This window comes from Alteromonas sp. DY56-G5 (genome assembly GCF_041414725.1).
GTDB classification, from domain to species: Bacteria; Pseudomonadota; Gammaproteobacteria; order Enterobacterales; family Alteromonadaceae; genus Alteromonas; species Alteromonas macleodii.
In genome coordinates this window covers 1-24390 of the sequence record NZ_JANHZQ010000002.1, presented here as the reverse complement: position 1 = coordinate 24390, position 24390 = coordinate 1, and the positions used below count along the sequence as shown (strand labels likewise).

Annotated in this window: 14 protein-coding genes; 8 read left to right on the top strand and 6 right to left on the bottom strand. The window is 40.8% G+C overall.

Annotation, left to right across the window (positions count from 1 at the left end; genetic code table 11):
- Positions 1-218 precede the first annotated feature (218 nt).
- From NO989_RS01115 to NO989_RS01100, 4 genes are all read right to left on the bottom strand, one after another.
- Positions 219-1208 carry a competence protein CoiA family protein gene (locus tag NO989_RS01115; protein WP_371341897.1) on the bottom strand — a complete coding sequence of 330 codons (990 nt, stop codon included), beginning with the start codon at positions 1206-1208 and terminating at the stop codon, positions 219-221.
- Positions 1209-1285: 77 nt separating this feature from the next.
- Positions 1286-1561: a hypothetical protein gene (locus tag NO989_RS01110; RefSeq protein WP_371341896.1), complete on the bottom strand. Its 276-nt coding sequence runs from the start codon at positions 1559-1561 to the stop codon at positions 1286-1288.
- 4 nt (positions 1562-1565) lie between these two features.
- Positions 1566-3215 (bottom strand): hypothetical protein, encoded by a 1650-nt coding sequence (locus NO989_RS01105; protein ID WP_371341895.1) that lies wholly within the window; start codon positions 3213-3215, stop codon positions 1566-1568.
- Positions 3216-3248: 33 nt separating this feature from the next.
- On the bottom strand, positions 3249-6335 hold the full coding sequence (locus NO989_RS01100; RefSeq protein WP_371341894.1) for a helicase-related protein: 3087 nt from the start codon (positions 6333-6335) through the stop codon (positions 3249-3251).
- A 439-nt stretch (positions 6336-6774) separates the two neighbouring features.
- On the opposite strand from NO989_RS01100, the gene NO989_RS01095 reads away from it, so the two are divergent.
- The 8 genes from NO989_RS01095 to brxL are packed head-to-tail and all read left to right on the top strand — an operon-like array spanning position 6775 to position 20931.
- The gene (locus tag NO989_RS01095; RefSeq protein ID WP_371341893.1) at positions 6775-7281 is read left to right on the top strand and encodes a BrxE family protein; all 507 of its coding nucleotides are present in this window, start codon (positions 6775-6777) and stop codon (positions 7279-7281) included.
- A gap of 2 nt (positions 7282-7283) precedes the next feature.
- Positions 7284-8060, top strand: a complete 777-nt coding sequence (locus NO989_RS01090; protein WP_371341892.1) for a BrxA family protein — start codon at positions 7284-7286, stop codon at positions 8058-8060.
- On the top strand, positions 8047-8631 hold the full coding sequence (locus NO989_RS01085; RefSeq protein ID WP_371341891.1) for a BREX protein BrxB domain-containing protein: 585 nt from the start codon (positions 8047-8049) through the stop codon (positions 8629-8631). The genes NO989_RS01090 and NO989_RS01085 overlap by 14 nt, the downstream gene beginning before the upstream one ends.
- Positions 8632-8643: 12 nt before the next feature.
- Positions 8644-12276: a BREX system P-loop protein BrxC gene (gene brxC, locus NO989_RS01080; RefSeq protein ID WP_371341890.1), complete on the top strand. Its 3633-nt coding sequence runs from the start codon at positions 8644-8646 to the stop codon at positions 12274-12276.
- An 11-nt stretch (positions 12277-12287) separates the two neighbouring features.
- On the top strand, positions 12288-14351 hold the full coding sequence (locus tag NO989_RS01075) for an Eco57I restriction-modification methylase domain-containing protein (RefSeq protein WP_371341889.1): 2064 nt from the start codon (positions 12288-12290) through the stop codon (positions 14349-14351).
- Complete coding sequence (locus NO989_RS01070; RefSeq protein WP_371341888.1) at positions 14351-16309, top strand: hypothetical protein; 1959 nt, start codon at positions 14351-14353, stop codon at positions 16307-16309. The genes NO989_RS01075 and NO989_RS01070 overlap by 1 nt, the downstream gene beginning before the upstream one ends.
- Entirely contained in the window at positions 16306-18855 is a 2550-nt protein-coding gene (locus NO989_RS01065; protein WP_371341887.1) for a PglZ domain-containing protein, read from the top strand. Before NO989_RS01070 ends, NO989_RS01065 begins: the two co-directional genes overlap by 4 nt.
- Before the next feature lie 9 nt (positions 18856-18864).
- A complete protein-coding gene (gene brxL / locus NO989_RS01060) occupies positions 18865-20931 on the top strand; it encodes a BREX system Lon protease-like protein BrxL (RefSeq protein ID WP_371341886.1) in 2067 nt (688 codons plus the stop codon).
- 42 nt (positions 20932-20973) lie between these two features.
- Here the strand turns inward: brxL and NO989_RS01055 are convergent, their stop codons facing one another.
- Together NO989_RS01055 and NO989_RS01050 are read right to left on the bottom strand one after the other, a co-directional pair.
- Complete coding sequence (locus tag NO989_RS01055) at positions 20974-22545, bottom strand: NERD domain-containing protein (protein WP_371341885.1); 1572 nt, start codon at positions 22543-22545, stop codon at positions 20974-20976.
- 3 nt (positions 22546-22548) lie between these two features.
- Positions 22549-24087: a hypothetical protein gene (locus NO989_RS01050; protein ID WP_371341884.1), complete on the bottom strand. Its 1539-nt coding sequence runs from the start codon at positions 24085-24087 to the stop codon at positions 22549-22551.
- Between the last annotated feature and the right edge of the window lie 303 nt (positions 24088-24390).

The window sequence follows — 24390 nt, the reverse complement described above, 5'->3', positions numbered from 1 at the left end:
TTGCTCGCACACGCAGTGTTGCAAACTTCATTTCCATCTTTTCAGCTGTTTTTATTAATTTTATATCTGCTAGTGAACTACCCTATACTCATCACCAATCCATGGAAACAGTCACAAACATTTAACATTCTATCTCTATCTGGTAATACTGACAGAAATTTGTAAAGTGCGTAGAGCCTGTATATCAGTTAAGACAATTCGCATGAGGATCGTTAGTATCACGAGAAGTTACGCTTAATAACCTTCATCATCTCTGATATTGCTTCATCTCCAGTGGCAACTTTAACAAGCCCACCGTCCTGTTCTTTCTCACTCTCCGACATCGGCATATTTTTGAAAGGCGCATCGTCAAACAAAAAGAGATAATTGTCGCCCTTAATCATATTGCGGTTTGCACATGTATTTGCCCAGTATGAGCCGCCGTACTTTTTAGAATTGCGATATTTGATAGTCTTTGGCCTCGGGTGCGGAGGCTCTTGTTCGCAAAATGGCACGCCCTTCCACCAAAATACCGGCACAACTTCCTTGCACCTAAAGCACGTTTCAACGTCGGCGACATAGTTAGCTAGAGATGCTTTTTTTATAGGGGTATACAAACTGCTATCGATATTCCATCTATTCGCAACTGATTGGACGTGCTTTATGTGACTTCTGCACCCCGAACAAAATGACGATTTAAGTTTACTTTGGGTCGGCTTCCAGTGATGTGGGTCGTTAATAACGTCTTCTGCTTTTAACTCTATCCAAGGTATAGGCAAATCTGTTGCTTTTGCACCATCAACTTCATGAGTATGAAAAATTTCTATACCAAGCGAAGTGCCTCCACTTCGATATCCAACAACATCACAAACATAGCTTGCGACCGCAACTTCCTGTGCGGCACTAGTGAAGGTTCCAAAAGGCAGAGTGGTATTGAATTGAACACCACACTGATAACAGTCGCTTTGAAGAGTAATTTCTATCTGCGACAGTGAATTTGAGCGTATGGCAGATTCTGTAAGCTTCTTAGCCGTGATGTGTAGGATAGACTCTTGACTACAATTTGATGACGACGGGTGCGCAAAGTGCTTTACCTTTACTTCACCTGCTCGTCGTACTAACTGCGAATTACAGTTAGGGCAAAAGTAGGTTTTATTCTTCTGTGCTTTGGCTGCAGTAACTAACTGGCCAGAATCTTCCAGTCCATAGGGTACTTTTAAGCTTTCCATTTTTCGCTCAGCATTTTCTACAATTGAGTTTTATGTTCACGTCATTCGTGACTAAGTGAGAAATCACGGCGAAAAGCTCAAAGAAGGCTCTCCGACTCATCAATGGTATCGTAAACAAAGTTTTTTGGTTTTTGTTTTGAATACTCAGAATCATCATGGATAAACCAACTACCGGTGCTAGCTGATTGGCTTACACTCCTTATACCAGCGCTTTTCATTTTTTCAGCAAGTTCTTGAGGGATACGATTGCTCCACACATTAACCGAATTTTGTCCAAACCGTTTCCTCAGTTCAGGGAGAATATCCTTGCACTCATTAATTATCGCATCTCTATTTTTTAATTTACTTTCCATACTGTTAGCTCTTATAGAGCTCCTCCCTATTTTTTCTACCTTGAGTTTCAATTTTGCTGATGTTTGCGGGCTCTAGTGATTCAATATGTTGTTGAATGCATGCACCGATATCATAGTGATCATGAGACAAGCCGTAAGCAACGGAGTAGCGATGGTAATCTTCATCCAAGTTAAAGTCGCTCATCAACCTGTCTGGTTTAGGAATTTGGACAATTTCAGTAGGATAATCTCGGTGTATTGGTTCCATCGCTTCACTGTACAAGTATTCTGAACTTCCCCCACCACAAACAAATATCACTATATCTTCTGACATTTTGCTCGGTGGCACGTCCAGCGCTTTAACCCTAGTCGCGTATGAATCGTTTACTTTTACCCTAAAAGGTTCGTCAACGCTTGTTAACTTGTTTAAAGTGGTTTTTAGCGAATTGGCTAATGTACCTGGGGTCGTAAATTTGTAGGTTGCTACATTTTTCGCAGCCTTAATGTGTGAGCCGCGATGCTTACTCAAGAAGTCAGCACCTAAGGTTTCAACACTTCTGTCATGCACTCTAAACAGCCAATCACCAGAATCCTCTTTTACAGTAAATAAGGAAACATCCAGTGTACCGGCTCCAACATCTGCAATAAGGTGTGAGTGCATGCGACGTCTAGGCGAACGTACATACCCGGTAATTTGAGCTACGAACTCGGGAAAACAGTTGATTCGTTCATCATGGAAATACGCATATTCAGGAACATAATTTCCACTTATCGAACGGAAAAGAATAATAGCCGCCTGATACGAAACGACTTCGCAATAACTCAGAGCCCATGCAGCCTTAATGAGTCTGCAGTATTCAGCTTTCAATCGCTCATCTTCATATGATTGTGTCGGTAGCCCTGCATTTACAAACCAGTCAGGGCTTAAGTCGGTAAGGTGAGACGTTGAATACCAACGCCTGCATTCAATAAATATCAGCGCAAGAAATGCTATCACCAAACCATAGTCTTCTTCCGTTGCGTTTTTGGTAAGAATGGGGAGCTTTAAATCTGTGTATAAAGTGTACCCAGTCTTCTGACGAAGTGAACACCTCCCATCAGAAGCGATAAAAATAGATGAGGGTTGTAATCCGTCAGTCGGGGATAGCTTTAATACGTAAGACGTGCCTTCAACGCCTATTACAACTTTTGTGAAAGCGGTACCAAAGTCTAGCCCAATAAAGAAGTCAGCGCTTCTTCCTGTAGCTTTTTCGTAAGCGGCCCAATTTACTGATTCTATGCTCGCCTCGTTAATTTCAAAGCGCTCTAAGCCATTTCTATCAGGCTTATGTAGTTCACTAAATTCAGCGACTTCAATTTTCTTAGGTATGACCTTTAAAACAGTACCAGACTTAACTGCAGAGACAGCAGGGCCGATCAGGTCAAGCGGCTCGTTTTGGAATTTAGCCTTTTGCTTTTTCCTTTTTGCATGCTGCTTCCTGCGTCGTGCTCGTTTATTGGGCTCTTTGGTGCTGATGCGGCTAGCTTTATCTTTGTTTTTAACTACGTTAGCTTCATTTGAAGAATCCAACGTTTTCTGCTTCTTAACTTTAACCTCAACGCTATCTTTTTTGACACTTGGAAACACACCGCTTTTTTTCCACTCTTCCAGGTCATCTTGCCATGTCTTTTTCATGATACTTCCTTGTATAACTGTAAAACTAATTTTCTAAATCACTTTCAGCGCTATGTGGCACACATCTTCATGGTATTTTTTCAATGACTTATTCGCCCCTAATTCAGAGAGTCGTTTGTCGTATCTCTCTTGCGCCTTTTTAATACGACCTTCAGTCGCTTTAACTAGCCCTATGCGGTTATTGTATTCATGCCGCGAAAGCACTTCTTTTAAACTTGCAATTTGTCTCTCAAAGTGTTTTTTAGCGGTCGTTATTTGTAAGTTAACTCTGTCTTCGTTCTCTGCGGTTTTAGCCTTTTCTTCGCGTTCAAAGTCGTCGTCTAGCAACTCATCGCATAAGTCAAAAGCCTGTTGGAAATGCGCAACATCAATTTCAGCTCTTGCTTCCAGCCAGTCTTTACCTTTAAAACGCAGTAAGTTAGTAATTTCTTGTGATTGTTCTGAATTAAGCAGCTTTTCGTCTTCAACCCCAACTATTCGAGAAACTAAAGACTCTTCTATCCGCAACCCTTCAAAATTGAAACGCTTTATCGAAGCAACATACTCACCTACCGGTACTCCTGGTAATTCTTCAGCATCAACACGAAGCGCAACTAATGGCACAAACGACTCTTTGAGCTCTTTCAGTTTGAAGCTAATAAATTGAATAAAGGGATGAGTTTGGTTAATACCTTCTTTTTTGCCCGTAGGTGCTACTACATTGTTGTTAAAAACGCAGGTGACCACGTGGCCACTACTTACGTTCGTTAAACCATGTAATTTGCGTTTTTGAATAAACAGCTCTAGTTCTGCACTGACATCACCAGGTAACTTAATTTTATATTCGTTGGTGTTCTCGTCTTCGCAGATAAACTGAAAGCCCTTTACATGCTTTTCCAAGTAGTCCTTAACGTAAATGACAAGGTCTGCTTCGGAGATCCGCTTACTAAATTCATGTGCTGCCTTCACCGTATTTAATATATGACCACTATGTGCAATAAGATTTGAAGCCTGTTCTTCCAATGCATTTTCTTCAGCACGAAGCCTTTCAATAGCTTGTGAGGTCTGCTCTATCCTCGCCTCCTCTTGCTCAGGCGTTAACTTAAATGAGAAGAGTTCTCTGGTTAGCCGGGAAATCTGTTCACCCAGTATGGCTTCCATATCACCAAGGGCTCGTTGAAAGATATCGAGTCGCTGAAACAGCCGTTCATATATTCTTTGGTCAATGGTATTGTCGTAGCAAAAGTTGAATATCTTTATCTTTTCTGCTTTTTGCCCATGACGGTCAATACGACCAATTCGCTGCTCTATCTTCATGGGGTTCCACGGTAAATCGTAGTTGATTAACACTTGGCAAAACTGAAGGTCGACACCTTCACTGGCAACCTCGGAGGCGAGCAAAATCTTACACTCAGGGTTCTCTTTAAACCGATTTAAAATGCTTTGCTTCGATTCTTTCATTCCCCCCATTAAAACTTCATTGCAAAAACCTAACTCGCTCAATCGATCTGAAAGATACCTAAGAGTTTCTCGGAAATAAGAAAAAACGATGATTTTTTCGGATGGAAAATCATTAAAGTATTGCGAAACCACATTCAAAAAGGCATCAAATTTACTGTCATTATCGCGAAGTAACTTTGAATCCACCTCTGGCAACACTTCTTCAATAATCGTTTCTAACAACGTGCCACGTTCTTCGTCCTCTACCTCAATACCTAAGTCTTCGTACGCAGACTCTTTGAAAGACATCGAACGTTTTTGCCAAGATCTTACAGCAGCATACATTGAGCTGGATAATTGTCGTTGAGGTGTGGCAAGCAAGAAGCCTTCACTGATATCTAAATCTTGCGCGTGCTGCCTTACTACATTAGTCACTTTCAAATACAGGTCATGCTCCTGCTCGGTCATGTCAATTTGTGGTGCAACGGCCTCGCGAATAACCCTAAGTTCTTTTACATCTCTTTTTCTCGTTCTCGTCACTACCTTTGATAAGAGATTACAACGCTCGATTTTGTCAGCAATTCTAATACGCTCAGCATCGTCTAATGAGTCTTCATTTACCTCATCACTCACCAAATTTGCTAGCTGCTGACTTTCACTTAGCAACGGGTTAAATTGCGCGCCCATCAGAATTTCTTGTGTCTCGCGCCACGGCTTACGTCTATCTAATATTGTATTGCGAGCATGGATGAGAGGCTCATTAGCGTCTAACACCGCTGGGAATATATTTTCATCGCTAAAGGTGTCTTCATCTGCGATGTTTAGAAGATGATAAAGATCGTTGCTATGCAAATTTATGGGCGTAGCAGAAAGTAATATTAACTTGTCACTTACATCTCTAAGTAGTCGACCTAATTTGGCTGTCGCGCTTTCTGGGTTTCGCATTTTGTGCGCTTCATCAAATATCACTAAATCGATAAGAGGCTCTTCACCGCTCATGGTTTCCAGCAATGTCGAAAGCTTGTTTGCGCCCCTTTCAACGCCCTGTTCTTTACCACTTGCGCGAGGAGGTCGAATACCATCGTAGCTACACACAATCGCCTGGCCAGGTGGTATTGAATGTCTGTATCTCGAGAGTTCTTTTGCTAACTCATCAGCGTTTAATAGTTTAGCCTCTATGCCGAAACGGTACGCCAGCTCATCTTTCCACTTTTCGCGTAGCATGGCAGGGCAAACAATCAGAAGTCGCCGTGTATCGTACCTTGCCCTAAGCTCGGTCCATATCAAGCCAGCCTCTATGGTCTTACCCAACCCCACTTCGTCAGCAATTAGAATACCTTTTGATGGAGAGTCTAGAAACGACAAAACAGGTTTATACTGGTAAGCATAAAACTCCGTATTTGTTGTATTCATGGAATAAATAAGATTTGCCAGCTTGCCTGACAATTGAATAGAGGTAAGGTTTCTGCGGTAATCAGCTAACCTGCCGAATTGCTTTTTTTCAAGCATGGACACGGTACTGTTAGTAGCACTATCTAGTAGTTCAAGCGCTTCTTCGCGTAGCCACGTCGGAGAATCGGGAAAGTGCACAAAGTGCATCTTAACACCACGCCTATCCCGCGTTTGGCCGGAAAGTATCCCCTCCCGTCCCGGATCGCTTATTAATCGAACCTGGACGCCGGCTTCAAATCCATTTGACATGCTAAACCTCAGATTTACTTAAACTATTAGATATCCTTTCACAGTAAACAAGGTTATACCGTGCGGTCAACTTTGCAAGCATCTTATAATCCTATTTATATGTTTTTCAATAAGAAATCACAAGAAATGTATTCATGATTAATTGTTCGCCAATCAATCACACTTTTTAGTAGTTAATGCGAGGGCGTGATATATTATTGTGTTATAAAAATAATACGCTAAACATTCATCCTCTTGTTATCAAAGGCTTCAATGAACAAGGCTAAAAAAGACACGACTTACAAAATCGGTTTCGCCCGCCTGGCATTAATTTTTGAAACCAATACTCTTTGTTACTGAGCATTTAAGCGCAAGCTTATTGAAATAACAGTAAATTGATAGTAGAGATTCAACAGAATGCTAGGCAACTACGAGCAAAATCAAACAGGACGTTATGTTAATGGACAAACTAATAATTAAAACACTAGTCGAACTGAGAATCATAGTTGGCTACCTGGGTGAAAAATCGCAATACAACTGGTGGCCATCCAATTTTCTAGCACCTACGACCCAAAAAATGCTTGAATTTACTTTTCCTAGAACAGCGCAGATTTCTCAATATATGGCTTTATCGGCGGCTGCCGCAAAAGTGCATGACGAAGCAATAGGTATAGGCAAATCGTTTCATTTATTTCGATTACCAGAGCACATTGAAAAAGCGATGCTCGAAGAATTCAAAATGCTTGGTAAAGATATAACTGAAACACATTTATCCTCAAAGGCTAGCGCAACAGACCGACTAACAGAACTTTCAGGTGGCGCAAGCATATCAGGTGAAGGTCCTATCAACATTGGTGAAACACAAATTGGCAAACTTGACCACGTTGCAACAAAACTAGCATGTGCTTATTCGCAAGCTTTCAGTAAAAACAACAAAGCATTTCCATACTTCCAGAGTAATATCTAACAATGCCCGAGCAGTATTATACAACTCAATTACAGGCTGGACTTGGCTTAAAAGAAGAGACCAAAGGTTTGTTCGAGCTATGGGCTCCAGGTATGAACACACAACAACTGTGCGAGGTCGCACTTGAGTCAGGCTCATTTCCTAACGTAACAGCGCGTAGGCTTCGAAACATCGTCGCAGAGTGTTTCTACCCAAGGTACTTAAGAAACGAAGAAGTAGCTCATCGGGTAAAATCATTGCTTGATGTGCTTTCATCAGCCGAACTTAGTCAAATATTTTACCTCTATACCTCACGCTCTAACTATATATTGTCGGAGTTTGTGAAAGCTGTTTATTGGCAAAAGTACGCTTCAGGCTACCAGAGTATTGAAATTGAACACGCTAAGGAATTCATAGAGCAAGGCTTACAAGAAGGCAAGATGAAAAAGCCTTGGTCTGAAACCACTATTAAAAGAGTGTCTTCTTACATTCTCGGGTGCTTAGCCGATTATGGCTTTTTGGAAGGCACAACAAGAAAAGAGAGAAAATTAACGCCACCACGAGTTTCTGACAAAATCAAAGTTTACCTGGCTTACGAACTACACTTTGCTGGACTGGGTGACAACGCTGTTATAAATCACCCAGATTGGCAATTATTTGGTTTAACAAATGATGATGTAAGGGAAGAGTTAAAAGCTCTAGCGGTAAATAGATACTGGATAATTCAAGCAGCCGGGGATGTGGTCCAGATAAGTTGGGCTTATAACAACATGGAGGAAGTTATAGATGTCATTGCTTAAATCGAATTTTGATGAATTAGTAGCAAAGATTAAACAAGGAAGAGAATTTACCCACGCAAGCTTTGAGCCCATCTACTACTTGGTCTTTTCGCCTGAAGAGATTGTTGCAGTTAAACGACAGAAAACAGCATGGCTTGCTAAATTAAAGTCCGAAGGCTGGAATGTAAAAGAATTCTCTATAGCACAACAAATAAGCGTGCTTTTAAACAAGATAAATCCAGTAGTTAGGAAAATGTGGGAAGCTGCTGACAAAAAAGACCCTCTTAACTTCAACAAGGTTACACAGTCAATAGCAAATAACTTAACAAAAGAGGGCGAAGGCTTAAAAGAAGTATTCGAGAGTTTCCTTTTAGAAGCGGAAAAAGACCCTAACTCGCTGATATTAGTAACTGACTTAGAAGCACTTCATCCTTACATGAGAATAGGATCTATCGAATCTGGGCTTCAAGGTAAATTCAATGTGCCCACTGTATTTTTGTACCCCGGCGTAAGAACGGGGAAAACTAGACTAAAGTTTTTAGGTTTTTATCCAGAAGATGGAAATTATCGTTCATTACATGTTGGCGGTTAACAGGAGTAAATCATGACAAACATAAGATCACTATTTGACGGAACAAAAGGGTTAGATCGCCGAATTGAAAAAGTAATTACCTACGGCAGTAATGAAGAAAAGAATCTGAAGGCAGAGATATCAGAATATGTAGTTACAGACCATCTTTGTGAAAGCATGCACGAATTGCTAGAGCGAATGCAAACAGCAATGAATTCAAACGATGAAAACGAAATTGGTGTTTGGGTTTCTGGTTTCTATGGCTCAGGTAAATCATCGCTTTCGAAATACATAGGAATGGCATTAGACGACCGCATCACAATTGAAGGCACGCCATTTCTACAACACTTCTCTGATCGAATTCGCGACGCCAGAACAAAGGCACTACTTAACACAGTGGCAAAAAAATTTCCTGCTTCTGTCGTCATGGTCGATTTAGCCAGTGAACAATCGGCTGGGGCATCCATGGAAGATGTCGCTACTGTACTGTACAACAAGGTTCTAAAGTGGGCAGGCTATTCTCGTAATTTAAAAGTTGCCTCTTTCGAAAGAAGGCTTAAAAAAGACGGACGTTACGAAGAATTTGAAAAGCTCTTCTCCGAAATGTTAGAGGGAGAAACCTGGCAATCGTATCAAGACGATCCCTCTGTTGTAGATTTTATCATTCCCGAGCTTGCTCATCAGATGTACCCTAAATTCTGGCCACATTCTGACAGCTTCAAGACAGACCATGAAGAAATCGTTTTTACCGTAGAACAACAAGCACAAGAAATAATAGATATAGTGCGTGAAACCAGCAGCAAAGAATACTGTATTTTCATCTTTGATGAGATCGGTAACTATGTTGGCCCTCGTGAAAAGCTTATTTTTAAGCTGCAAGGATTTGCGCAAATTATTAAACAGTTGGGTAAAGGCAAAGTCTGGATTTTCGGTACAGCGCAGCAAACACTTGCAGAAGATGATAAAAGCGCCGCGCTTAACTCGCCAGAGCTATATAAACTGATAGACAGGTTCCCAATTGATATCCGCTTAAAATCTAGTGACATTAAAGAGATTTGTTATCTCAGGTTGCTCGGTAAATCTTCGGAGGGTGAAAGCAATCTACGCGCACTATTTGAAAGCAACGGACAATCTTTACGACATGCTACAAAGCTTGAGGGTAATAAGTTCTACGAAGCTGATGTAGACGAAAAGTCTTTTGTTAATTTGTATCCGTTTTTACCTGCGCACTTTGAGTTGCTGCTCAACTTACTTGGCGTACTAGCCAAATCTACTGGTGGTATAGGTCTTCGCTCGGCAATTAAAGTTATTCATGATGTTCTAGTGGAAGGCAATGAGGACCAGGCTCCCATTGCCGATCAAAACGTAGGTTGGTTGGCCACATCGGTTACCCTTTACGATGCTCTGGAAAAAGATATCGGCGCAGCTTTTGCCACTAAACACAAAGCGGTTGGCAGATTGTATCAGTCAAACTGGTATGACTCGAAAGATCATCAAGGCGTTGCAAAAACGGTGGCTCTGCTAGAGATACTAAACAATTTGCCGATAACACGACACAACGTTGCAGCACTAATGCATGGAGAAGTGACGGCACAATCTCGAAAAGATGCCATAAACCAGGCAATAGAAGATCTTATTAACGATCCGAAAGTTCCCTTGGCAGAAAAAGACGGTGAGCTAACCTTCTTTAGCGAAAAGTTGAACGATATTGAACAAGAACGTCATCAGTTACGTTTGCCTTCCATAGAACTTCGTAAAATTATGAGTAACGCTATAAAAGAAGTAATGAGCCCACTTCCAAGCGTTAGCTTAAATGGCTCTAGAGCTGTTCAAACAGGTATAAAATATACCAATGAATCTGGACATACATCATCGCTAAATGGTGATAAAAATCATATTCAGACAGTCATCGAATTTGTAGCTGCTACTGAATTTGATGTTGCAAGAACACGTTTAGTTGACGCATCTCGCCACAATCCTAACGAGATTTACTTGATTGCTAGAACGTCACAGGATATCGATGAATTAGTTAACGAAGCATATCGCTGTGATGAAATAGCACACAGGTATCGTCAAGAGACAGAAAAGGAAATTAAAGATTACTGTAAAACGCAACAAGATAGAGCCGCAAACCTTATTGGACAAATAGAAACCAAGCTTGCACGTAGCCTTGTTAACGGAGAATTTATTTTTGCGGGCAATGCTACAGCAGTTGAAAGCTACGACCAAAAACTATTAGAAGCGTGTAAGAAACACCTTGCTGGTGCCGCCAAAAAAGTATTCGACCGCTATCAAGAAGCCCCCGTGCAAGTTAACACTAATATTGCTGAAAAATTTATGAGAGCTGATAACTTGTCTCTCATCACGTCCGAAGTTGATCCACTATCGCTTGTAGTAAAAGACGGAGGTAGCTATTCAATAAATGAAAGCCACCAAGCAATTATTAGCATAAAAGACTACATCGACAGCCGCGGTGGCATCGACGGTAAAACACTTTCAGACTATTTTTCTCGTCCTCGCTTCGGTTGGTCGCAAGATACGCTTCGCTATTTAGTCTCTGCGATGTTTGTTGGTGGTTTAGTGAAATTCAAGGTCGCAGGGCAAGAATTAACCAGCTCTGGTCAAAAAGCTATAGAAGCAATAAAAACCAACAATACATTTAAAACCGTTGGTGTAAATTTACGCGACGACAGACCTTCACAAGAGATGTGTTTGTTGGCTTCTGAGCGACTTACCGAGCTAACCGGCGATACTGTGTTTCCGCTAGAAGATGACATCAGTAAAGCGGCTGTTAAATATTTCAACAAGGCACAGCATGAGTTTGGTTCATTAGCGTCAGACCTAAAAAACTTAAACATTCCTGGTGAAGATAAAGCGAAAAGTTTAAGTAATGATCTCGCGAACATGCTGTTGTCAGACTGCTCTGACGCATCACAAAGACTGGGTGCAGAGGAGTCTCAGGTATTTAGCTCATTGCAATGGGCATCGGCGGTCCAACTAGCCTTTAAACAAGGATTGGATAAAACGTTAAAATGTTTGGATGACTTAATTTCCTCGATAGATTCGCTGCCAGCTTCTGGAATTCCAGGCCTATTACGCCAAAATGCCGCTGAGGAAATATCGACATATCAGGAAAAACTACAAAGGCAGGACTTCTACCAATATAGCGCTGACTTCAACTCATCACTAACGAGTCTTCAAACGCTAATTTCAAACACCGTTAAAGAGCTACAACTGCAACAAGAAAAAAGTATAAAGCAAGCTCAAATAGAAGTAACAAACCATATTGACTGGAACGAACTGACAGTTGAAGAAAAAGACCAAGAGCTTGGCCAATTTGACTCAATGGCATTAACCGTTAGTAGCGACATCTCTGGCTTGAACTCGTTAGTTGCGCAAGAATTTAACATCGGTCAGAAACTAAAAGATGTAAATGCATCAGTTGCTCGCAAAGCGCAGGAAAAGCGAGTTCAGCGCATCGCTGAAGAAAAGGCAAAATACGAGGCTGAAGGCAAAGCTAACCAAAAGATTGAACGCAATGTAACTATTCCCAAACGAGTAACTCAAAAAGCGGAACTAGAGCAGTTAATTCAAAAATTGCAGCAGCTTAAGGGTGATCTAGAGCTTAATAGTGAAATTGAAATTAACCTTAATTTTGAGAGTTAAAAGGATAGAACATGGCATTTGACCAAACTACACGGAACAGGCTGAACCGCTTTGTTGCTGATTCAAGAGCCCTCTTATCAGGCGAGTTTACTCGCCAGCTGCAATCAATATATGGGATGAACCCTGTTAGCGGCGAGGTGGCTGATTTAGACGCTTTATCTGGGCTGACACCACATCAGCAAGAAACTGCTCGATTATTACGTGAGACTTTTGAACACTACCTTGCAGCGAACGATCATGACAAAGTTAAGAGTAAGGAAAAGCAAAACCGCATCGCAGCACTCGACAGAATTGTTCGTGAACAAGCTTTTACGGTATTAAATCGGTTATCAGCTTTACGGATGAGTGAGGCTCGAGGATTTTTAACCGAATCAATAGGTAAGGGGTACGATTCAAAGGGATTTCAACTGTTTCATCGCTTAGCGGGCAACAGCCTAGGTGAAACGGGCGAGTCTTATATTTATTACTTGTTCAGTATATTTGACGAATTCGCACTAGACCTTTCAGTTCTTTTTGATCGTTTTTCGGCTCAAGGTCGCTTGTTCCCCTCTTCGCCAGTACTGCTCGAGTTACTAGACCTCATCAATAATGAAGAAATAGCATTACTATGGGCTGAGGATGAAACCATTGGCTGGATATATCAATACTTTAACTCGCATGAAGAACGCAAGAAAATGCGTGATGCTTCACAAGCACCACGTGATAGCCGTGAGCTAGCTGTTCGCAACCAGTTTTTTACACCCCGTTATGTGGTTGAATTCTTGACCGACAATACGCTTGGTCGTATTTGGTATGAAATGACTAAAGGCCAGACCAAATTAGTCAATGAATGTGAGTATTTAATTAGACGCCCCAATGAAATTTTCTTAAACCAAGGTGAAGAAGCAGCAGCCCCCCCCCCTAATGAAGTACTAAGTCAAGAGGAATTACTAAAACAGGCCGTTTACATAGAACACCGCGAATTAAAAGACCCTCGCGACATAAAAATGCTCGACCCTGCCTGCGGCTCAATGCACTTTGGCTTATATTGTTTTGATTTATTTGAACGAATTTACGATGAAGCTTGGGATATCGAATTAACACAAGGAGCAGAGACGTTCGAGCGTGAAAACGATCAAGCTCCACTAACTAAAACTTATTCAGATAAAGCGGAGTTCTTGAAGCATGTCCCTAGGTTGATTATTGAGAACAATATCCATGGCGTTGATATTGACCCGCGCGCCACACAAGTCGCGGGTATGTCACTATGGCAACGTGCCCACAACAGTTGGCAGAAAGCAGAAATAAAACCTCAACTCCGCCCTCAAATCACTAAGTCAAATATTGTTTGTGCCGAACCTATGCCCGGCGAACAAGACCTTTTACAAGAGTTCACATCACAATTGAAGCCAACAGTACTGGGTCAGTTAGTCGAAGTGATTTTCGAAAAAATGCAGCTCGCAGGCGAAGCAGGGACATTGCTTAAAATTGAAAAAGAAATTGAAGATGCCCTAACTAAGGCTAGAGTTCAGTGGTTGCGACATAATGATAAGTTAGAACAATACCCTGAGCTAGGAATATTAGCTAAACAACCGGGCGAGATACGCTTCGATATACAAGATGTTAAAAGTGAAAGCTTTTGGAAACATGCAGAAAACAAGATTATTGAGTCTATAATTTTTTACCTACGATCAATAGCTTCAGATACAACTGAAAAGAAACGATTATTTGCATCTGATACAGCTAAGGGTTTTGCCTTTATAGAAATATGTAAAAAGCGTTATGATGTTGTTTTAATGAACCCCCCTTTTGGTGAATTTTCAAAGCGATGGAAGTTAGATGGAAAGAAAGACTACCCAACTTGTTCAGGCGATATACTGGCGGCATTTATACAACGAGCAAATCAGTTGCTTAACCATAGAGGTAAAGTTGGAGCGATCACATCCAGAACATGCTTCTTCATAAAAACCTTTGAAGAATGGAGAGAGTCTATTCTGCTTAGGTCTTTTTCTATCGAATTGTTCGCGGATTTAGGCTTTGGTGTCATGGATGACGCAATGGTTGAAGCTGCTGCATACACTTTGGAGAAAAGATAATGGCTACTTTTTTAAAGCTTTTTGGTGAAAAAACTAAAGTTTCGGCGCTGAGAGGTGAAGTTAAAGCAATAAATTCTGGAAAACCATCCAAGCTTACTTATATAAAAGACTCAACTAGTTTTTCGAAAGTTCCTGGTTCCCCACTATCTTACTGGATAAATGAAAAAGTAACAGCGATCTTCAAAAATTTTAAAAAGCTCCAAGATAATAACTTTTTAGCTAGAGTAGGGTTACAAACATCAGATGATTTTCGGTTCATAAGGTTGTGGTGGGAAGTTCCTCCAGATGACTCTGGCTGGGTCGCGCATGCTAAAGGAGGCGAATATGCAGAGTTTTACTCTGATGTTCACCTTGTTGTTAAATGGCACAACGAGGGCTATGAAATTAAGAACTTTTGCGATATTAAAACTGGTAAAGTTATTTCATACTGTCGCAGTGAGGAACACTATTATAAACCTGGACTAACCTGGACAAAATCCACAACTTTAGACATGTCATTTCGCTGTATGCCAGAGGGGTCGATTTTTGGAGTAAGTGGGCTTGGATTGATTGAGGCTAATAATGATGCTCAAAACTTACTAGCTCTGAGTGCTATTGCGAACTCTAACGTATTTAAAACATGTGTATCACTCAGTCTTGGTTTGGCAGCAGAAGGTAGGAAACATTATGAAGCTGGCTTAATTAATAAAAACCCTTTACCAGATCTTTCCGAAAATGAAACTCTACAACTTTCAGAGTTAGCTTTATCATACTGGGAAAAACTTTTTTTGTTCGACACTATGAACGAAATGTCTCACTCATTTATCTCCCCCCTTTACGACGAGAAACACCATTCAATGACAGAGCTTTACAATATTAAGCTAGAAATAGAAAAGCTAGTATTGAATATATATGGCCTTGAAGCCACTGACATCGAAAACCGCGAGATAAACATTCCGGAAATTAAGATAAATGAAAATGCATATCAAAGAAAAATTGTATCTTGGACAATCGGTGTGGTATTTGGGCGATTTTCCATTAATAACGAAGGTATTAAGCTTCCAGAGATTACATATGAGACTCCCTTTAAGTCTATCCCAAGATTAAGTTTTGCATCGCTAAATAATACATATAAACGTTTCGACACTAATAACGGTATCTTTAGCGATAACTTGGGAAATGGAGAGCAATTATCTACTCTGGTAGATAATACTATTGGATCACTTGGGCTAGCACTTGACTTCGACCTTGAAAAATACATAGAAAATAAATTTTTCACTGATCATTTAGCGATGTATTCGAAGAGTCGCAGACAAGCTCCAATTTATTGGCAATTACACTCTTACAATAAAAATTTTAGCATATGGGTCTCGTATCATCGCTTAGATCGCCAGACTCCTCTTTTTATTTTGAATGACTTTGTTAATCCTACCCTAGATGACTTGGTATCTGAACTGAGGGCTATTAAATCTAAAAAAGAAAGATGTGTTTCTGATGAGAGAAACATTGACAAGCTATATAGCTTATTACAGGAACTAGAGAGCTTTCGAAATGAAATTATTCAAGTTTCAAAGTTTTGGCAGCCTAAACTTGACGACGGTGTTCAAATAACCGCTGCTCCCTTATGGCGATTATTTCAACATAAAGCTTGGCAGAAAAAGCTCAAGCAGACTTGGGAAAAGCTTGAAGAAGGCGAATATGACTGGGCGCACCTAGCTTTTTCTACTTGGCCAGAAAGAGTACTAAAAAAATGCCATGCAGATAGAAGCTTAGCAATCGCTCACGATGTTGAAGACGATTTGTGGCATGAAGTAGAGGTGATTAAAGGTAAGAAAAAAGAGCCTGTTTGGGAATGGCAACCTAAACTTCTTTCTGAAGCAGAATTACGTGTATACATAAAAGAAAAAATAGCCACGGATGATAGGTTGAAATTGTATCGCTCGAATCAATCTAACACTGCAAAAGGAGATGCTTGGTGAGTATTGAGCAGTATATAAAAACGGATATTCTTCAAAGTCGTCTATCTGATAACAGTGTTCTAATTGTATACGACGGCGAAAGGCGCTATCACCAGCTGGCTAAAGAAATGGCAAGCGAAAACTGTGATGTCATCGACGTTAGTGAAGGCAGTTTAGCTACTCGCCTGGAGGCAATTAACATCCTTTCTAAGATAAAGTCTACTAAGCAGTTGCTTGTATACGTGCCCAAGTACGCTCCCATAGAAGATGAGGATAAGCAAAAGGACCCGTTTGCGCTGTACGCTGCCGCAGGTGGTATTTTCCCAGACCCTGAACGCTCTGGTGATAAATATATAGACATATGCTTAAAAGCTAAACCAGACCAATCGACGGCAATACGTGAGCTGTTTGAGAAGAACAACAATCCTAGCTTTGATGTAATCAATGCCATTGGCGGAGGTGTTAATTGGCCTACCCTACAAGCAGCATTGAATACCGAAGGAGCGGCTAACCTACTATTTAAGTTTATGACTGCAAATAAAGCGGTCCAAAATAAGTTAGCCGCAGAAACCAGTTGGTATAATGAAGTACAAAGCCTCTTTAGTTCAACGCTTGGTTTAAGCTTACGCACCAAACAATCGAGTTGGACTGCCATTTCAGATGAACTATGGCGATTTGTTTTATTCAGTGAGTTTGCATTCGACTTGAATGAGCCCATTCCCAGTAGCTTATCTGACGTTCCCATTGCTAAAGCTTCAGCTCAACCTATTGTTGAAGAACTTGGAGATAGCTTAAGAAAGCACACCGACTACCAGAACCTTTACATTGAGCGCGCAACGGGCATTGAGCAAGAATTAAACCTTAATAGCGTTTGTGCCAACATTACGAAGCTAGGTCACCGCGATACTTTCCCATTTGAAGAGAAGTGTTACCTCAAACAAGCTATCACTGCCCTTCTTAATGACGAAGGGCATATAACTCGTCAGATAGTTGCGGAACACTCAAACTCTGTTTGGTCCTCTAATAGTGACAGTCAGGTAAATTGGGAGCTGGTTAAATCGTCACAACGCCTTTTGGAAACATGTGAAGACTTAGCCAGAGAACTGCCAAATTTTATTAAGAAGCTAAGCGATTTGATTGAGTTTTATCAGTCTTCACTTCGCAGAGCTGATCAGCTTCATCGTGAGTTTGAGCAAGCAGTTAATGACTGCCCAGAGGCTGATAATTTAATGCCTGGTGTTGTCGACTTGGTTCGTAAAAATTACCGGAAGTTAGTTGAATCTGTCCAACTACCTTTCACGCATTTCGTCAACGAATCAGGGTGGCCTCCAGCTGAAGTTTTAGCTAACACGCAACTATTTGATAGCAAAGTTGCACCGCTTTTGAAAAGTGGAACTAACCGCATTGCTTACCTTATGATTGACGCATTGCGTTATGAGCTTGGGTTTGAGCTTAATAAACAGATTAAAGAAGATGTTGACTCTCAGCTATCCGTAGCCTTTTCAACGCTACCGTCCATTACGCCTGTTGGCATGGCCAGCTTGCTACCCGGCGCCCACACAAACCTTTCGGTAAGTTTGGATGATGGTAAGACAAAAGCACTTTATAACGGAAAGCCTGTTGGTTCTGTAGAACAGCGCATGGGTGTTTTCAAAACCTTGTATGGCGATCGCTTCATTGAAATGCCCTTAAAAGATTTTATAAAGCTAACTAAGACAAAACCTGTTGCCAGTACCATAGACTTATTAGTTCTACGAAGTACTGAAATAGATAGCTTTTTTGAGAACCACCCCGAAGATGCGCCAGCAATGATGCAAAGGGAATTAAAGCAGATTCGCCAAGCAGTAAACAAACTTCAAGAGCAAGGCTTTCAGAAAGTATTTATAGTGACTGATCACGGCTTTTATATGAACAATGCTCAAGAAGCTGGCGATAAAGTGGTATCACCAGATAGTAACTGGAAGATAGAGCATCAAAGAATATTGCTTGGCTCAGGAAATATTGACGACCACCACTACTGCCTTTCAAGTGATAAGTTAGGTATAAACTCTGACATAAAAATGTTTGCAGGCCCTCGCTCTCTAGCACCTTACCGCAAAGGTATGCTGTATTATCATGGCGGTCTTTCACTGCAAGAATGCCTGGTACCTGTTATCGAAATAACGTTAAAACCAAATGCCGTGAGAGCGGGCCAAACAGCATCTGTTATCTTAGATTACAAAAAAGGCGCAACGCGTATTACCACTCGATTTGCAGTAATCGAACTGAAATTAGAGTCGTTAAGTGCAGACTTGTTCGGTGATTCTGACGATTTAGAGGCAACGGAAGTGTTACTCGAAGCACATACGGGAACAGGTAAAAATCTCAAAGTAGTTGGTGAAGCTCGCCCCGGAGAGCACGTTAACGCAGCCACAGGTACGGTAACGCTTGAGCCAAACAAGACTATTAAAGTTACACTGAAAATGGACCCAGAGTTTGAAGGAAAATTTAAGGTAAAAGCTATCGACCCAGTAACTAGCACAACACTAGGCGATGCACTTGAATTAGAAACAGACTACGCCGTTTAAGGAAGCGATATGATGGACAAGCTAGATGATAAGTTAATAGAAATCTTCGACGGCAAACTAGTTAGAAAAGACCTCCTTCAGCGAATTAAGAAAGGCACAAATGTTCCTACGTTTGTGCTGGAGTTTTTGCTTGCTCGGTATTGTGCCAGTGACGACGAAGATGAAATTCAAGCCGGTTTAGAAGCTGTGCTTGAAACGCTTTCAGACAATTACGTTCGTCCTGACGAATCCAATATTGCCCAATCAAAGGTTGCCACAAAAGGACGTCACAAATTTATAGATAAAGTTCATGTTCGTTATGTTGAAACCAAAAAGCGTCACTGGGCCTCTTTAGAAAACTTCAATTCGCAAAAAATAGCGGTTGGCGACAAATTCTACAAGGAGAATAAGAGACTACTTGAAGGCGGTATTTGGGCAGAGGTGAAACTTGCATACAATGAAGTAGAAGAAGATGACTATGCTTTCTACATCGAAGAACTACGCCCTATTCAACTAAGTCGATTTAGTTTTGAAGATTACAAGTCTGGTCGTAGCAAGATGACACGAGACGAATGGATGGACATCATCCTTCGTTCTGTCGGACTTGAGCCGACTAAGCTTGAACAACGAGTAAAGTTTCATTTTCTACTTAGATTAGCGCCGCTTGTTGAAGCTAACTTCAATTTTGTTGAGCTGGGCCCGCGCGGGACAGGTAAATCTTACTTTTACAGTGAGTTCTCGCCTTACTCCACGCTAATATCTGGCGGTCAAGCCACAGTCGCTACTTTGTTCTACAACAAGAACCGAAAAGAGACGGGGCTTGTTGGACATTGGGACACCATTGCTTTTGATGAAGTCGGTAACATGAAGGTGAAAGATCCAGATGTTATTCAGATTTTAAAAGACTTTATGGCAAACGGCCGCTTTTCACGAGGGAAAGAAGTTATCGCGGATGCAAGTACAGCATTTGTTGGAAACTTAGATCTTTCTGTTCGCCAAGTTGTCAACTCTACTGAATACGACCTATTTCAACCCCTCCCAAAAGAGTTTGATTTAGCAATTATGGACCGGTTTTATGCATATTTGCCGGGTTGGGAAATGCCCAAAAACTCAAGTGACTACCTGACTGACAACTATGGATTCATCACTGACTATTTGGCTGAAGCTTTCCACCATCAATTAAAATCGGTAAACGTTTATGAAATGGTGAATAAGCGCATAAAACTTGGTAGGGCAATTGAGGGGCGTGACGAGAAAGGCATTAAGAAAACAGTTTGTGCTTTCATTAAAATGCTTCACCCACATGGTGAGTGTTCAAATGACGAGTTTGACCAATATGTTGAGTATGCGGTTGAATGTCGTCGCCGTGTAAAAGAACAGATGAATAAGCGTAAACCTGATGATGAATTTGCCAATATTGATTTGTCGTACATCAATGCAGCAGGTGAAGAGATTATTGTCCGCTGCCCGGAATCTATAGGCGCTTTAGCCACATTAGAACCATCAAAACCAAGCATTACTGATGATGGCGAAGCTGATACAGAGAAGCCTATTACCAAAGTAGTTACACCAGCTGAGAAAGTGATAGCAAATCAGGATGACGTTTCCGTTGACGACAACCAAAACTTAAAGGAACAGCACTTTAAAATTAATTACGGCGCAACTGGCTATAGTTACGAAAGTATCGTCCTACCATATTTGCTAGAAGCTAAATCTCTCGTTATTGAAGACCCTTACATAAGAGCAAAACATCAACTCACTAATTTTGTTCGGTTTTGTGAAGCCGTAATTAAGCAGCCCTCTGTTGAAAGTATTACTTTGATAACGTCTTATGATGACAATACCAATATTCAAGAAATGGCAGAAGCACTTGATGGGCTAAAACAGAGTTTGTTGGAAATGGATGTTAATTTGGATGTCAAAGTCAATGAAAACCTCCATGACCGTGAAATCCGTATAGATAATGGCTGGACAATTAAGATTGGGAGAGGCTTAGATTTTTATCAAAAACCAGATAGCTGGTTCGGTGTAGGTGTAAATGATTTAAGCTTACGTAAGTGTTTAGAAACGAATGTAGATATATTCAAACAAGACTAACGTCAAACCGTTCGAGTGCGATTTAAAATTAAATTGCTGTTGTCACTCACTCCAAAAGCAGTAGAGCATTGCCCTAGCTCTGGTCATACCCACATAGTGCAATGCTTTACTTTCGTCATCACTTAATTTTGAGGGATGTACTAAATCTACCAAAATAATCACATCATTCTCTAACCCTTTAAAGTCTTGGATTTTCGAAAAGGTGACTCCGTCAAACGGCAACTTCCTTACTACATAGTCATCAAGTTCTGATATGAGCTCTAGTGTTGAGGCAGGTAGCTTTTTGATAATCGACTTACGTTTGCTTATTGGTGAGAGTATTGTGACCGAGCCAGGCATCAGCTCTGAATTTGCTAGTTCAGTAATGAGTTTTTCTAGACTGCCCACCAGCTCACTTTCATTACCGTGATATTCAGTAACTTCGGGGCCATCTGCTAGGGTTGGCATACCCACATCACAAGTGAGCTCTTTTTGAACCGACTTCAAAATATTAGAAGTGTTTCTACAATTTACGCTAAGTGGAAGAAGGGTTGGGTTGTTCCTGTTTTTTAGCCAGCTGAAGGCTTCTGCGTCTAATTTATCTAACAAATTAGCTTGATTATTAGCGTCGTGAAAAAAATACCACAGCCCATTTTCAAAACCACCATCTAGCATTGAATCTAGAAGTTTTAAGTCTTGAAAATTTAGCAAATCTTGCCCTTCATCAACGATAATTGCGTCGAAAACATCGAGACCGGAGCGACGTAATGCATTACCTACTGATGATATGGTTGCTATCACTAGACGGTCGTTTTGAATTCGCGTTGTTAAGTAATGCCTAAGCCATGAAGACTTGCAGACGAAAAGCGTATTATACCCCTTTGCGATAAGCCTTCTGGATAGTTCAGCAGCTAAGAAAGTTTTGCCCGTTCCAGCCCCTCCCTGACAAATTACTCGATTGTTAACTTCAGCAATGTCGACAAATTTATACTGTTCTTCGGTTAATCTTACCGATGACAGCTCTACTTGTTTTACATGGTCAAATAGCGGTTGAATAGTCTCAAAATCGGGGCGCAAGTAGGCGGCAATGGCTTCAACATCAGCTTGGCTGAGTAATTGATCGTTGTTAGGCCTTTCTAGTGTCCAATAGTCAAATAACGCTTTAAGCCAATGATTGAAATTTCTAAAATCACGGCTGTCGCATACCATTTCTCTATCCCACTCTCCACCATCACATGGCCAAAGCGTATCAGGGCAAACCACTCCATACCCAATAGGAAATCTAACTTTGTGTGCCCCTAAATAATCATCAATTTTCTTAACTATTGCATGTACGGCAGTATTTGCCTGATGGAATGGGTCTTGAATTTGGTCTTTGCCATTTCTTCCCTCTGTAGACCACTTACCATCTACATAAGAGATTTTGCCGCCTTTAACTTCTAAGACAAATAGTCCGTAAATAGAAACAATTACAAAGTCAGCCTCGCCAACCCTTTTGTAATCGTGTTTAGTGAGTAATAGTGAATGGAAGCCTATTGGATGATGATCCGCAAATTCAGAGTCTGCAAGTTTTTCAAAAACTTTCAACTCGGCTTTGCTTGTGGTGCTATGAGGCTTTCCTGGTATTAACTTCACATTTTACGCCTTGAATATATCTAGCGCTTCGTTCATATCGAACAACTCATCAGCGTCTTTTATTGTTTTATGGCGCATCGACTTTTCAAAGTTTGAAGACAATACCTTTGCTACAAGCTTAGGGCGAGTAGAAAAAATAATGGCGCTTCCTTTTACCCGATACTCTTCTTTAGTGTTTAGCTCCCAAGAAAGTACCTCTTGTTCTTCCATTTCCATATATGAAATAAACTTCTGTAGGTTATCTTGCGACTTAGAGTTGGGTGTATCCTTAATGTATTTTTGGTAAATCAGTGGCGGTTGAACTGGTGCCTTCTGAATAGTAACGCGAGCCCCCGTCGTTTTTTGTAATAGAGCGACGATGTGATGCGACACCCAATTTCGAAGACCATTCACACTGCGAACTCGTTCAGGCACTCGCTTTATACCCTGAAAAAGTCCATAGAAAGCGGCTATTAGAAAGTAATCTTCTTCAGTAAAACTTTCATGGTAGAACTTTAAAGCTGTTTCAATATGGTCACGTACAAAAATCATTGATATCAATAAAAAGGGTTTTGAGCCTCCCTCTTCTTCACTCTCATAATGATTTATAAGCTTTGAGAAGTAAGTGTCTAGGTCACCTTCATATGTTCTATCCACGAGTTGCCTTAACCGCTTAGCAAGGCCAGCGACTTTCGTGTAAGCGTCTGGTATGCCATCTTTATTTTCAAATGAATTAAGCAAATCGTGCTGAATAGTGCCAAAGTCAGATTCACTAGAGGCAATGTCTAGCACTCTCTTATAGAAAGAATCGAGTTCGCTTGCATGATTGGCATCTACTAGCCAGTTCTGAAAAGCGATGATAGTGTCACTGGTAGTCTCATCAGAACGTTCTACAAATTTCTTGAATAGTTCACATGAAAGGCTACCGTTCTTCGTTTGGTAATATGCCAGTGCTAAAGCACCACCAAGCGCCTCAGCTTTTTTATAATCTAGTGCAATATCAGCAATTTCATTCAAACTAATGCAGCTTACTGATGAGTCTATGTCTAGTTCAGAAGGCAAACTACCTTGCTTCCCAGATTTAAATAGTTTGGCATTTTGCGTAATGTATTTAGGAGGAAGTACGCCATATAGGCGCGTAAGCTCGCTTTTTAATAAATCGCTTGCTTTAGCATTTTTCAGAAAAACAGTTTTTATTATGCCAATAGGTAAAGGCGCTGGTATTAATATTTCGTCAACATCAGAACGTAATATCTGATCAAGACTACCGAACTCATATTGCTGTTCAGAAACCCTACCATAGACACTCGCTGACTCTAACCCACTTAGGTCTACTTCAACTATACAACTTTCTAGATTAGGATCTTCCGAAATAGAAAGTTCAAGCGCGTCGGTTAGATTGGTTTGATCATTAAGCGTAATGTATCCTTTGGGTCTTTCTGCCTGAATATCTCGAAGATAAGCATTACCTTCAAACGCCTGTGTCTCGACTATCATGTTGCAGTCGAAGTGATATTTAAGATTTTCTGTATTGGTTACCAAAAACCATTTGCTAGCGCTCATATTTTAATTCTCTTGAGGAGTTCATGTTTTTCAACGTGGCCATTTCGCTCAATTTCAATCGTTTCGCCTACAGGCGGAAGAATTTCTTCAAATATACTTTTTTGTACTTCACTTTTTAACAAAAACAGTCGGTCTCGCGCACGCGACGCCATGACATACATTCGCTTCTTTAATGATTCTTCGTCACTACCTATTGCTTTAAAACCGTCAATGATAATAAACACTTTGACGTGGTTCAATAGATTCACACACCCAGTTAAGAGATAATCATCTCAACTGGAGTGTATATGAAAACGCGAAAAA